The organism is Fulvivirga kasyanovii, from assembly GCF_009711405.1.
Lineage (GTDB): Bacteria > Bacteroidota > Bacteroidia > Cytophagales > Cyclobacteriaceae > Fulvivirga > Fulvivirga kasyanovii.
Genome location: NZ_SMLW01000668.1, coordinates 33,785 through 45,557 on the forward strand (window position 1 = coordinate 33,785; position 11,773 = coordinate 45,557).

Genomic DNA, 11,773 nt, shown 5'->3' on the forward strand with positions numbered 1-11,773 from the left:
AGTTTGAAGTAAGGCTGGTAAAATTTTTCAGGTATCACCTTTACACATCCAAAGTCAATGATCCCCAGCTCTCCGGCCGGGGTGATGATGAAGTTTCCGGGATGTGGGTCAGCATGCACCTGCTTCAGGGTATGCATCTGATAGTCATAGAAATTCCAGAGCGCCTGCCCTACTTTGTCACGCTCCTCCTGAGATGGGTTTTGCGCGAGCCAGTCTTTCAAATGCAAGCCATCAAGCCAGTCCATAACAATGATGCGGTCGCCGGACAGTTCCGGATAGTATTGAGGAAACACCACATGCTCTAAATGTGAACAATGCTCAGAAAGCTCCATCGACCGCCTGACTTCGAGTTTGTAATCCGTTTCCTCCAGAAGTTTTGATTCCACTTCACCCATAAACAGGTCAAGTTCCTTTTTGCTGATATTGAACATTTGAGCAGCTATAGGCCTGACCATGCGCAGGTCTGAGCTTATACTATCGGAAACACCGGGATACTGGATCTTAACGGCCAGCTTTTTACCATCCAGTTCGGCCTGATGCACCTGCCCGATAGACGCAGCATTCACTGCATTTTTCGAAAAAGAATCGAAGATCTTATCAGGCCCCTTGCCCAGATAGGTTTGGAATGTTTTAACAACCAGGGGATATGAAAGTGGCGGTGCACTGTATTGAGACAAAGAGAACTTATCCTGATATGCCGTCGGAAGCACGTTTTTGTCCATACTCAGCATTTGCGCCACTTTGAGAGCACTGCCCTTAAGCTCACTCAGCGACTCGTAGATGTCTTCGGCATTATCAGCGTCCAGTTCGTCCCTGGTATGGTCAGGGTTGAGCAGTTTTTTGCTGTAATGCTTGATGTAGTTTCCTCCAACTTTGGCCCCGGTACGTATAAACCGGGATGCCCGCTCCACTTTGGAAGTGGGGATTCTTGCCTGTTCCTTCATAGACGACTACCTGTTGTTATAAAGGAACTTTGCAAAGTCAACCATAGTATCCAGAGGTCCCCGCCCCATGAGTTCGAAGGAGAGATTTACTGACTTCTCGATAGCAGCATCGGTGTTGGAAAATCCTTTGCTATCATCCTTAAGCCAGAAGTTCAAAACAAACATAAGCTGCAGCCAAAGTCCGTCTTTGTACCGTTCAGAGATCAACGGCCGCTTTACTATTTCGTCCGTATCAAGGCCTTCGTTCAATATACCTTGTGCATAATCAATGAAATCAGCTTTGAACCCTTTCAGAAATGCAGGTGTAAGTTCGGGCCTTTTTACGTGTTTGAATGAGTAGGTCACATAACTTCTATCCTTCTTGAGCACTTCAACCAATGTATAGTAGAATGCCAGAAGTTTCTCCCTGGATGAATAGGCTGCATAATTATCATCATTATGAAGCACAGAAACTGTTTCGGCTATATAGCCTCTCCAAATATCTTTTTCCAGGTTTTCAAATGAGCCATAATGCTCATAAAATACCTCTTCCTTCATTTTTAGGTTTTTCATAAACTGAAAAACAGAAGGCGGCTGGCTGCCATTGAGCAGAACATATTCGCGATAAGCCTCAGCTATTTTTGATGAAGGCTCTGCCTTCGCTTTTGTTGATCTTTTCTTCGTTTGTTCCATACCTGTAGTAACGTGTCTTTAAAACATAAGTTCCTCTCCAAACGTTAAAAATCGTTGCATCAGTTATGGAATTTTTCATCATGCTGCATCTTTATTAAAAACGTAAAACAACTATGAAAAAATTAGCTTTATTATTAGCACTATTTATCAGCGGAATGACATATGCACAGCAACAAAACCAGCCATTGATCAAGAAAATTGAAGTAATGGGAACAGCCGAATTAGAGGTGGTGCCAGATGAGATCTATCTGCGCATTGCCCTGAAGGAATATAAGCAGAATACCAAGATCGTAAACATGGACAAGCTGGAGTCTCAATTGGTGAAAGCGGTAGACCAACTGGGACTTCCCAAAGAGAACTTAACTGTTGACAACATTTATGGCTATAACTGGGACTGGAGGAAGAAGAAAAGTGATGACTTCCTGGCCACAAAAAGTTTTAAGCTTAAAGTCTCTAATGTAAAAATGATCAATAACCTGATCGAGAAGCTTGATCCTGAAGGGGTGAACAGCATGAATGTGGCGGAAGTAACGCACTCCAAGATCAAGGAATATAAAAATGACCTGAAACTACAGGCTTTGAAATCGGCCAAAGAAAAAGCTGCTTATTTACTGAAAGGCATAGGCGAAGAACTGGGCGGCGCCCTTGAAATACAGGAAGTAGACTTTGGAGACCCTCAACCGATGTACGAACGGTCTATGGCTTATTCCAAAGCTTCCCAGGATGAAAGCTACCAGTCTGACCTGGAATTCAAAACCATAAAGCTCAAGTCAAATATCAGAGCGGTTTTTGAGATCGATTAAATAAATGTAAGGAGGCCATTCATAATTATGGTATGGCCTCTTTATCTACACGCCTTCCCTTAAGACGACACTGCTCACCTATTATTTCAAACTCCTCTTGAAAAAACCAATTCCCCACCGAGTAGAAATCTTTTCCTACCCAATCCGCACAATGTACTCATTATCAATAAATTGATACAAGGCATACAGCTTGCTCATATGTATATACCACCAAATATGACATGCTATGAAAAATTATCACATTGGCTGTTCAGGCTTTTACTACAACGACTGGGCTGGTAAATTTTACCCTGAGGATCTCAATAAGAAAAAATGGCTGGAATATTATGCTGAGAAGTTTGATACCGTAGAGATCAATAATTCTTTTTACAGAATGCCTAAAGAAACTACCGTGCAGGGCTGGTATGACCGCACACCGAAAGACTTTCTGTTTACTTTAAAGGGCAGCAGGTATGTAACGCATGTTAAACGCTTGAAAGACCCTAAAGAAAGTGTGGCATATTTTTACCATTTGGCTGACATACTTAAAGAGAAGCTGGGCAGCATACTCTGGCAGCTTCCGCCCAGTTTAAAAATGGATAAGGAAAGGCTAACCGGATTTTGTAAAGCGCTTTCAACAGATTATAAAAACGTTATTGAGTTCCGCCACACCTCATGGTTCAATGAAGAGGTTTATGATATACTGAGGAAGTACAAGGTTGCCTATTGTATCATTTCAGCTCCCGGCGATTTGCCCGAAGATACGGTTACTACCACGGACTTTGCGTATATACGCTTTCACGGCAAAACGGATTGGTACGACTATAACTACTCCGAAGAGCAGCTCAGCCACTGGAAGGGCCAAATAGAAAAGTTGGAAGCCAAAGAAGTTTTTGTCTATTTCAACAACGACTACAACATCCGGGCAGTGGAAAATGGGCTACTGCTAAAAGAGCTTTTAGCGCAAGAAGAGCAACATGCATAATAGCATCACTGGCTTTTACAAACTGCAATGGTGACCCTTCCGTTTGTATTTGTAGTCTTGGCTCCTTTGCCCACATTGCCTCCGGCAAGTACCACATTTTTGCCATCCCCTGTTGCCGCCAGGTGTACCTTCACGCTGCCATCAAACTCCAGCAGGTCATTATAATCAAATGGTGTTTCATCCATTAGTTTAGTGATGATCGTTAAGCTTTCCCCTGTTTTTGCAGATAAATCTGTAAGGGCGAGAGCCATTTCTGCATCTGGGTCGGATATATCTCCATAGTGCAAATGGGCAGGATGTACAGCATCTCCCTCAGTGCCCTCCAATTTAATTTCTGCCTGCAATGAAAGGTCCTTACGCTCTTTGAAAGTAACCGTACCATAAACGGGGAAATCGGATCCTTGCAAAAGGTTGTAAGTTACTTCCCTGCCTGTAAAAAGATTGTTTTCCCCCTGATCATCATCCGAGCACGCTGCCAGTGATACAGTCAGGATCAACATAGAGTAAAAGATAATTTTCATATAGCAATTATGAAGGTTAGACCAAGACCTTATAACGTTTAACATATTATTTTGATTCAATGCCGGTCTTTATTTAAACTGATATAAAACAAAAACAAATTATGAGTTGTCTGAATTAAGAAATAATTTTAACAAACCTAAAGTCTTAATTATGATCAGAATAGTTGTTTTTATCATAGCACTGGCTACCCTCAATTGCACAAGCAGTACTACATCGGAAACGGCAACCGAAGCCGGTGGCATGGTAAACGATATAAAATTAAAAACGCTTGATGGCGATGATCTGGCATTGGATCAATACAAAGGCAAAGCTTTATTGATCAATTTTTGGGCTACCTGGTGTCGCCCTTGTATAAAAGAGATGCCTTCTATTGAAAAAGCCAGCCAAGCCCTAAAAGATGAAAATATAGAATTCTTACTGGTGTCCAACGAGCCCCGGGCCCAGATCAAAAGCTTTGCCCGCTCTCACAGATATAAGTTTAACTATGCCCAGTTGGATATGCCGCTTGCCCAACTCAACATTCAGGGGTTGCCGACGACCTACATCATTAATGCACAGGGCGAACTTGTATTCACCGAAATGGGGGCTCGCGACTGGAATAGCGAAGAGAGTATACAACTTATCAAAGATGCTATAACAAAATAATATGAGAGTTTTTTTACTGCTGGCCGTACTTTCGTTGTTTGCCGCAGCTTGTCGGCAAACGAGTGATGATAAGGTTACCGATTATAAATTGACTACGCTTATATCACCGGCAGATACAGTGAGCGGCGAACCTTACCTTTATACCAGCGATCAGGGTGATGTATACCTCTCCTGGGTGGAAACCAGCCACGATTCCGCCCTCTTGAAATATTCCAGGCTCGATCAGGGACAATGGTCGATACCTAAAACCATTGCCAAAGGTACTGACTGGTTTGTAAACTGGGCTGACTACCCGATGATATCAGCCAGCTCTGAACAACATCTTTTAGCTCATTTTCTGAAAAAAAGTGGTACCGGTACTTACTCATATGATATCAAGATCGCTCACTCTGCCGATAACGGAGCCTCCTGGTCAGCCCCGGTAACTTTGCATGATGACGGCAAGCAGGCAGAACATGGTTTTGTAAGCATGCTACCACACCAGGGTCAATATTTTATATTCTGGCTGGACGGAAGGAATATGGTTTCAACAGACACCACAGAGCAACATGGGCATTCGGAAGGACATGGCAGCGGAGCTATGACCTTGCGGGCAGCTATCGTTGATACTACCGGCACAAAAGTTAAAGAATGGCAATTAGACAACCGGGTTTGCGACTGCTGCCAGACTACCGCTGCTCTTACCAAAAATGGGCCGGTAGTGATTTATCGTGATCGGTCTGATGATGAAATCAGGGACATGTCCATCATCCGGTGGGCCGATAGTACATGGACCAGCCCACAGGTAGTATATGCTGATAACTGGAAAATAGCCGGCTGCCCTGTCAACGGACCCCGGGTTGCAAGCATAAATAATACACTTGCAGTTGGCTGGTTTTCAGCTCCCGAAGGACAGGGCCAGGTCAAGCTTGCTTTTTCTTACGATGGAGGTAATTCCTTTCATGAGCCGATACGTGTAGGAGGCAATGAGGTCATTGGCCGTGTAGACGTAGTATTGCTCAATGAGGACCAGGCCGTGGTAAGCTGGATGGAAGGTAGCAGCATCAAAGCTGTCAAGGTTGATAAATCGGGCTCACAATCAGCTCCCATTGAAGTTGCCACCTCTTCGGAGGCAAGGTCCAGTGGCTTTCCTCAAATGACTAAAAAGGGTAATGATGTGATTTTTGCATGGACAGACCATAAAGAGAAAACGATCAAGACCGCCATTTGGAGTGATTTATAACAATCAAACAAAATGATAATATCAAAAATGGAACCTATCTTGAACAGGTTCCGTTCCTCTCCTGCTGAGGCGTTAATCGTCTAAAAGTATCACTTTTGAATAATTAAACTTGCCTTTCAGGCGTTTTCATACCTATATTAGCTATATTTGATTTTATTCCCTCAATTTGCATGAATCACAAAACCATTAAATTTTCCAGAGATAATCGTGTTGACTTTATCAGAGTAGTCAGAAAACGAGTCGGTGATTATTTTGAAACCAACGGCATATCCAAGTATGGAAACGTTCATATGGTTATTAAAACTGTTGCCATGTTGCTGATGTATATCGTCCCTTATGTAGTGATGATGTCGGGCCTGCTTACCAACACCTGGGCTATTCTGGGTATGTGGATCGTGATGGGGGTGGCTATGGCCGGTATCGGCTTTTCGATCATGCATGATGCCAATCACGGAGCTTATTCCAAGAATCAAAAGGTAAATAAATATTTGGGCTATCTGATCAACATCGTTGGGGGAAGTGCCCTCAACTGGAAGATCCAGCACAATGTACTGCACCATACCTACACCAATGTGGATGGCATGGATGAAGATATTGACCCCGGAAAACTCATGCGATTGTCACCTCACAAAAAGAGATACAAACTGCACAGGGTACAGCACATTTATGGCTGGGGTTTGTATGGTTTAATGACCTTTCTGTGGATCACTACCAAAGATTTCAGACAATTATACAGATACCAAAAAATGGGGCTTACCAAATCCCATAATATAAAAATGCCTACTCAGCTTACCCGGCTCATCATTGCGAAGGTCGTGTACTATATAGTATTTCTTGTATTGCCTATCATCTTTTTGAGTATTGTCTGGTGGCAGGTTGTGCTGTTCTTTATTGCGATGCACTTTACCGCAGGCCTCATTCTTGGGTGTGTGTTTCAGCCAGCCCATGTTATGCCATCATCAAAGTACCCGCTTCCTGATAAAGAAGGTAATCTTGAAAATGACTGGGCGGTCCATCAGCTTTATACTACAACCAATTTTAGCCCGAAAAGCAGGATATTAGGCTGGTATGTTGGCGGTTTGAACTATCAGATCGAGCACCACCTCTTCCCTACCATATGTCATGTACATTATAAAAAGATCTCTAAAATAGTGAAGGAAACAGCCGAAGAGTTTGGTTTACCCTATCATTCACAGCCCAATTTTCTGGCCGCCATTGTACATCATGCCAGGATGCTGAGGGATTTGGGAAAATATGATGTGATCTGATACCTGCTTTTACAATTGAATGAATAAGTACCTGAGTATTTTTATGCTCAGAGGTGTAGAATTTCAGAGAGTATTGATATGGTTTTATCCGTCTGTCCTGTTCCATACATCGCTAATTCAATACATCCCAACCTTATAATCTTACATCTGTTAACAGGTGCTCTGGTTTGCTTTTTGTGCTTTCTTATGCAATTGAGAACCATAAAATTTCAAAACTATGAGCACTGTAAAGTTTGATAAATTTGCACGGGAAGGCAACGAATTCATCAACGAACTGTCTGATGAACTAGGCCATCCGGAGGATCAGCAGCAGGTTCTTACCGCACTCAGGGCCGTTCTTCATTCCCTACGCGACAGAATAACCATCAGTGAATCCTTTGACGTGATATCCCAACTTCCCATGATGCTCAAGGCGCTTTATGTGGAGCAATGGAAGTACCAGGAAAAACCGAATAAATTTGACTCCGTAGAGGAGTTTAAAAATGATGTTAAGGAACGGCAAAAGAAATACGGTGAAGACCAGTTTGACTGGGGGATTTCAACAGAAGATATTATAGTAAGAACAATAGGCAAACTGGGCAAGTACATCGATAAAGGCCAAATGAAGCATATTGAGGAGCAGTTGCCCAAAGAACTTAAGAGCCTGATAACTTCGGTATAATTATAATTCAAAAAATCTACTGTCCGTCAATAACGACGGGCAGTGTATATGACCTATCCAGTTCGGCCTTTCCTGAGGCGTTAGACCTTCGTAAAATGATGTAACCTCTCTGATTCTCTCCATTTACGGCAAAATCCATCGTAGCCTTAAAATCTACCCATTCGGAAGTCATCCATTTACCATCTGCTTTTGCAACATCCCGGACTATGGTTTTGCGGTTGGCATTAGCAATTTCAATGGGAAACTGTCCTTCAAAAAACCATGGTCCCCTTGCCTTTCCCTTGATCACTACCGGTGGCCTAATGGTATCATTTTGACCAATATTCTCTACTTGTATAAGGTCAGACAGTGCTTTTCTGGGCTTAGTGCCATCAACAAAGTTTAAAGTACCCAACATGTGTTTTATCAACTGCATATCTCCCTCATCCACATTTCCGTAACGTATCAACCTGTCCGTTCCTCCCATCGTATTACATTGGCTGATAGGTTTTTCTTTACCTGAATTATCAAAACATTTCAACTCATGATCACTCACCTGTGCCTGCACAAATATAAACCCGTGTTCCGTCCAGTTGCTCTTTGGTAATTTTTCCGGTTTAAGGTAATAACCCCATACTTCCCCATCATTAAGCTGATAAGCCTTCGATCTGGAGGAATCCAGTTGAAAAGGAGTCGGCAGGTTGGTTTCGGCTTCACTTAAGCTGATGTTAGTACCCGCAGGACCATCAACACCCAGGCCTTTTGGGTAAAAAGAAATATGTGAGATCCGGGAGTCTTCATGGATCATTAAAGGGAGTTTGAACCCGTTGTCAAATTCTTTGCTATAAATGTTGATTACCGGTATATCCGGGTTTTGTGTGCTTTCGATCACTCTCCATTGCTCGGGATATTCTATATTAAACCGATAATGATTGTTTTTGTACTTTTTCCAATCATATGTTCGATCTACTACCTGTCCCTTTTCGGATAACTTCAATACCTGCGAGTCGGGCATATTTTGGGTTAACTGCCCGGAATTGGTTCTGGTAGTATCTACTTCACATGCATAAATAAATAATAGTCCTGTTAATAATAATAAATATTTTCTCATACCACTTTGTGAAATTTTTTCCTCATATCGTGATCCTGATCAATGAGTTTCATCCCTGGTCTTACCTTGCTTTTGCCTTCTTACATTCCAATCAACAAGCAATAATGCCACACCGACTGTGACCCCTACTATCATGAGATATAACGGCCAGGTGTATGTATATCCATAATCGCTCTCCATCGGCGCCTCCGGCACAAACAACCCAAAAATCAAAAACAGTAAAATGGTTAGCCCTATAAATAAATATCCAAGAATCCTCATGTTATCATCTTTTGGTTATATGAAATAAGGTGCATATTTCATACCATTAGGCAGGCTACCGCAATTACGGCTCGGTCGGAATTTCGGAGGAGACACGAACTTTTTACCTCTTTGTTTGACAGACAGTGGTCGGTAGCAATAGGCTCAGTTTTCATTGCTTCGCTTTACGTTGAGCGTTCCTGTTTTTTCGATCCACTCCACAGGTTTTACGCTTCCCCTGAAATTACTCATGTCTACTTTACTCCCTTACCGGAAAGTATAGCCACTATGGCACCTATGACCGCCAGGAAGACAAAGGATACTCTGAGGTCAGAAGCTCCGGCGATTAAACCAATAATTGGCGGGCCAAGTAAAAAACCAAAGAAGCCCAGGGTAGATACAGAAGCCAGAGCCACTCCCGGGGATTGTGTTTTAGATTTACCGGCCACACTGAACACCAGGGGAACGACCGATGATACGCCTATTCCCACAATAAAAAGGCCTATAGTAGCAGGAACAAAGTATGGAAAGATCACGGCCACTGTCAACCCCAAAGCCGTTAATGAACCGCTAACCATTAATACCTTTTTCAAACCATGCCTGTGTACGAGGGTATCAGCAACAAAGCGGGTACCTGCCATTGCGATCATGAATGCCGTATAACCAATTCCGATCCACTCTTCCTGAACGGCCACTATTTTTTTAAAGTACACGCCACTCCAGTCAAACATAGCACCTTCACACATCATGGAGAAAAAGGCAATAACACCTAGCACCATCAAAGACTTGTCCGGGAGCGAAAAAAGCGGCTTGTCCGGATCGGTATTTACATCTTTGGGCAGAAGATACCTGAAACTGTAAAAAAGCACTCCGAGTATGGAGACAGCTATGATCGTATAATGAATAGGTGGGGAAATAGAAAGAGCAATCATCAAAGCACCAATCCCTGCTCCGGCAAAGCCGGCGAGGCTCCACATGCCGTGAAACTTGGCCATGATGTTGCGATTATAAGCAGACTCCACCCCTACGGCCTGGGTATTTACCGAGATGTTCAGCATATTGCCTATTAAGCCAAACATAAACAAAGCCGCTATCAGTAGCACAACACTGGGTGCCAGGCCTATACAGATCAAAGACAATCCATAGGTAAGCGCTACCACAATAACTACAGGACGGCTGCCAAATCTCGCTACAAGAAACCCTGAAAGCGGTAAGGACACCAGCGAGCCCACAGGTAACGCAAATAAAATACCTCCCAACTCTGCCTCCGAGAGCTGCAACACCTGCTGAATGGTAGGTATCCGGGATGCCCAGCTTGCAAAGCACAACCCATAGCAAAAGAAGATCAGGCTTACGGCAATACGCGAGCGTTTAATAGGTGTCATACTTATTAATGGTTTGCATAAAGATAGCTGAGTGCCTCTTCCCAATCATTTACCCGTACATCATAGTCTATGGCCATATTGTGACAGGCAGTATATAATATGCCGCGCCCCTTACAATAATTAAGGTTCTTCATGTGGTCATCAATCATAAAATCAGTATCTACCACGCTTTTATCTCCGCAGAAAATAATATTTTTCCAGCCTATAAAGGGGAAGTGTTCTTTAAGCCACTCGTATTTCTCGAAAAGTGATTGTGGAAACTCCATGGCAGCAGAAACTATATAAACATCAAAATCATTCCATAGTTTTTCCACTGCCTCCTGTGCTCCGGGAATAACCCGTGCAGAGCGGAAAAAACCTGGCTCAAAAAGCAACTGCCGCACTTTTTCCAGTTCAGGAAATGCCGCACCTTCAGGCACCCCTTCCATAGCTTCCTTCTGCACCAGCACGCCATGTTTCTTATGATACCAGTCGATCATCTGGTGCTCAATATCGGCGATCACGTGGTCCATGTCTATGGCTATTGATTTCTTCTTCTTTGACATATGATATAGATTTATGCAATATTTTACTTCAAAAGTATTTAATTATTGCATATTATTGCAAAGTATGCAGCATAAAATTGCAAAATATGTTAAAAGAAGAGCGCTTCCAGTATATTCTCAACAGGCTTAATACCGAAAACAAAGTACTGTTAAACCAGCTTAGTGATGAATTGAATGTTTCCACGGACACTATCCGCCGGGACATCAAGGAACTGGACGACCAGGGATTGCTTAAAGCCGTTCGGGGTGGCGCAATCCCTCATTCACCTGTCCCGCATAATTTCAGGGACCGCATTGGCTACAACAGCGAATCGAAGCAGATCATAGCCCAAAAAGCCCTGCCCCTGCTCCACAACGGCCAGGTAGTGATCTTTGACGGAGGCACATCAGCGCTTGCTGTAGCCAGTATATTGCCTGAAGATTTAAAAATTACAGTAATCACCAACAGCTTCCCGATAGTGACCATGCTGGAAGAACACAAAAATGCTGAGGTATTGTTTGCCGGAGGAAGGCTGTTTAAGCGCTCGTTTGTAACCACAGGCCATGAAACCCTGCGTTTTTTTAAGAATATCAGAGCTGACCTCTGTCTGCTGGGCATTTGCAGTATTCATTCATCGCTGGGAGTTACTACTCCTGACTTTGAAGAAAGTGAGGTAAAGAAGGTTATGATCAACAACTCCCAGGAGGTAGTGGCGCTCTCGTCCATTGAAAAACTGGAAACCGTGGAACCATACTACATCTGTCCAACGGAAGACATAGGTACCATCATAACCAACCAGCCGGATGAGCCGAAGCTAAAACCGTATATCAGG

Annotated in this window: 14 protein-coding genes; 7 read left to right on the forward strand and 7 right to left on the reverse strand. The window is 43.2% G+C overall.

Going from position 1 to position 11,773, the window contains the following annotated elements:
• Positions 1 to 944, reverse strand: a 944-nt coding sequence (locus E1163_RS26985; protein WP_155176323.1) for an ABC1 kinase family protein, incomplete at its 3' end; no start/stop codon positions are given.
• Positions 945 to 950: 6 nt separating this feature from the next.
• The gene (locus tag E1163_RS26990) at positions 951 to 1,616 is read right to left on the reverse strand and encodes a TetR family transcriptional regulator C-terminal domain-containing protein (RefSeq protein ID WP_155176292.1); all 666 of its coding nucleotides are present in this window, start codon (positions 1,614 to 1,616) and stop codon (positions 951 to 953) included.
• 113 nt (positions 1,617 to 1,729) lie between these two features.
• Between E1163_RS26990 and E1163_RS26995 the strand changes: the two genes are divergently transcribed.
• The gene (locus tag E1163_RS26995; protein ID WP_155176295.1) at positions 1,730 to 2,419 is read left to right on the forward strand and encodes an SIMPL domain-containing protein; all 690 of its coding nucleotides are present in this window, start codon (positions 1,730 to 1,732) and stop codon (positions 2,417 to 2,419) included.
• A 226-nt stretch (positions 2,420 to 2,645) separates the two neighbouring features.
• Positions 2,646 to 3,383 carry a DUF72 domain-containing protein gene (locus E1163_RS27000; RefSeq protein WP_155176297.1) on the forward strand — a complete coding sequence of 246 codons (738 nt, stop codon included), beginning with the start codon at positions 2,646 to 2,648 and terminating at the stop codon, positions 3,381 to 3,383.
• 5 nt (positions 3,384 to 3,388) lie between these two features.
• On the opposite strand, the gene E1163_RS27005 is transcribed toward E1163_RS27000, so the two are convergent.
• Positions 3,389 to 3,904 (reverse strand): hypothetical protein, encoded by a 516-nt coding sequence (locus tag E1163_RS27005; protein WP_155176299.1) that lies wholly within the window; start codon positions 3,902 to 3,904, stop codon positions 3,389 to 3,391.
• Between the two features lie 151 nt (positions 3,905 to 4,055).
• Here E1163_RS27005 and E1163_RS27010 point away from each other — a divergent pair, with 151 nt between their 5' ends.
• The 4 genes from E1163_RS27010 to E1163_RS27025 all read left to right on the forward strand — a co-directional run bounded on the left by E1163_RS27010 (position 4,056) and on the right by E1163_RS27025 (position 7,701).
• Positions 4,056 to 4,550: a TlpA family protein disulfide reductase gene (locus tag E1163_RS27010; protein ID WP_155176301.1), complete on the forward strand. Its 495-nt coding sequence runs from the start codon at positions 4,056 to 4,058 to the stop codon at positions 4,548 to 4,550.
• 1 nt (position 4,551) lies between these two features.
• Positions 4,552 to 5,772: a sialidase family protein gene (locus tag E1163_RS27015; protein ID WP_155176303.1), complete on the forward strand. Its 1,221-nt coding sequence runs from the start codon at positions 4,552 to 4,554 to the stop codon at positions 5,770 to 5,772.
• Positions 5,773 to 5,942: 170 nt separating this feature from the next.
• Positions 5,943 to 7,040: a fatty acid desaturase family protein gene (locus E1163_RS27020; protein WP_185156228.1), complete on the forward strand. Its 1,098-nt coding sequence runs from the start codon at positions 5,943 to 5,945 to the stop codon at positions 7,038 to 7,040.
• Between the two features lie 217 nt (positions 7,041 to 7,257).
• A complete protein-coding gene (locus tag E1163_RS27025) occupies positions 7,258 to 7,701 on the forward strand; it encodes a DUF2267 domain-containing protein (RefSeq protein ID WP_155176305.1) in 444 nt (147 codons plus the stop codon).
• 16 nt (positions 7,702 to 7,717) lie between these two features.
• Here E1163_RS27025 and E1163_RS27030 read toward each other — a convergent pair whose 3' ends face one another.
• The 4 genes from E1163_RS27030 to E1163_RS27045 form a co-directional block, all read right to left on the reverse strand.
• Positions 7,718 to 8,791, reverse strand: a complete 1,074-nt coding sequence (locus E1163_RS27030; RefSeq protein WP_155176307.1) for a Gmad2 immunoglobulin-like domain-containing protein — start codon at positions 8,789 to 8,791, stop codon at positions 7,718 to 7,720.
• A 39-nt stretch (positions 8,792 to 8,830) separates the two neighbouring features.
• Positions 8,831 to 9,052, reverse strand: coding sequence for a hypothetical protein (locus tag E1163_RS27035; RefSeq protein WP_155176309.1), 222 nt, complete (start codon positions 9,050 to 9,052; stop codon positions 8,831 to 8,833).
• A gap of 233 nt (positions 9,053 to 9,285) precedes the next feature.
• Positions 9,286 to 10,416 (reverse strand): MFS transporter, encoded by a 1,131-nt coding sequence (locus E1163_RS27040; protein ID WP_155176311.1) that lies wholly within the window; start codon positions 10,414 to 10,416, stop codon positions 9,286 to 9,288.
• A 5-nt stretch (positions 10,417 to 10,421) separates the two neighbouring features.
• Positions 10,422 to 10,961 carry a 5' nucleotidase, NT5C type gene (locus tag E1163_RS27045; RefSeq protein WP_155176313.1) on the reverse strand — a complete coding sequence of 180 codons (540 nt, stop codon included), beginning with the start codon at positions 10,959 to 10,961 and terminating at the stop codon, positions 10,422 to 10,424.
• Between the two features lie 86 nt (positions 10,962 to 11,047).
• Between E1163_RS27045 and E1163_RS27050 the strand changes: the two genes are divergently transcribed.
• The coding region (locus E1163_RS27050; RefSeq protein ID WP_155176315.1) for a DeoR/GlpR family DNA-binding transcription regulator at positions 11,048 to 11,773 on the forward strand (726 nt) is incomplete at its 3' end.

What these genes read in the sequence shown, in the direction of transcription:
- E1163_RS27000 (WP_155176297.1), top strand. Translation starts at nt 2,646, where the DNA reads ATGAAAAATTATCACATTGGCTGTTCAGGCTTTTACTACAACGACTGG.
- E1163_RS27045 (WP_155176313.1), bottom strand. Translation starts at nt 10,961, where the DNA reads ATGTCAAAGAAGAAGAAATCAATAGCCATAGACATGGACCACGTGATC.
- E1163_RS27020 (WP_185156228.1), top strand. Translation starts at nt 5,943, where the DNA reads ATGAATCACAAAACCATTAAATTTTCCAGAGATAATCGTGTTGACTTT.
- E1163_RS27040 (WP_155176311.1), bottom strand. Translation starts at nt 10,416, where the DNA reads ATGACACCTATTAAACGCTCGCGTATTGCCGTAAGCCTGATCTTCTTT.
- E1163_RS27005 (WP_155176299.1), bottom strand. Translation starts at nt 3,904, where the DNA reads ATGAAAATTATCTTTTACTCTATGTTGATCCTGACTGTATCACTGGCA.
- E1163_RS27015 (WP_155176303.1), top strand. Translation starts at nt 4,552, where the DNA reads ATGAGAGTTTTTTTACTGCTGGCCGTACTTTCGTTGTTTGCCGCAGCT.
- E1163_RS27010 (WP_155176301.1), top strand. Translation starts at nt 4,056, where the DNA reads ATGATCAGAATAGTTGTTTTTATCATAGCACTGGCTACCCTCAATTGC.
- E1163_RS27025 (WP_155176305.1), top strand. Translation starts at nt 7,258, where the DNA reads ATGAGCACTGTAAAGTTTGATAAATTTGCACGGGAAGGCAACGAATTC.
- E1163_RS26990 (WP_155176292.1), bottom strand. Translation starts at nt 1,616, where the DNA reads ATGGAACAAACGAAGAAAAGATCAACAAAAGCGAAGGCAGAGCCTTCA.
- E1163_RS26995 (WP_155176295.1), top strand. Translation starts at nt 1,730, where the DNA reads ATGAAAAAATTAGCTTTATTATTAGCACTATTTATCAGCGGAATGACA.
- E1163_RS27035 (WP_155176309.1), bottom strand. Translation starts at nt 9,052, where the DNA reads ATGAGGATTCTTGGATATTTATTTATAGGGCTAACCATTTTACTGTTT.
- E1163_RS27030 (WP_155176307.1), bottom strand. Translation starts at nt 8,791, where the DNA reads ATGAGAAAATATTTATTATTATTAACAGGACTATTATTTATTTATGCA.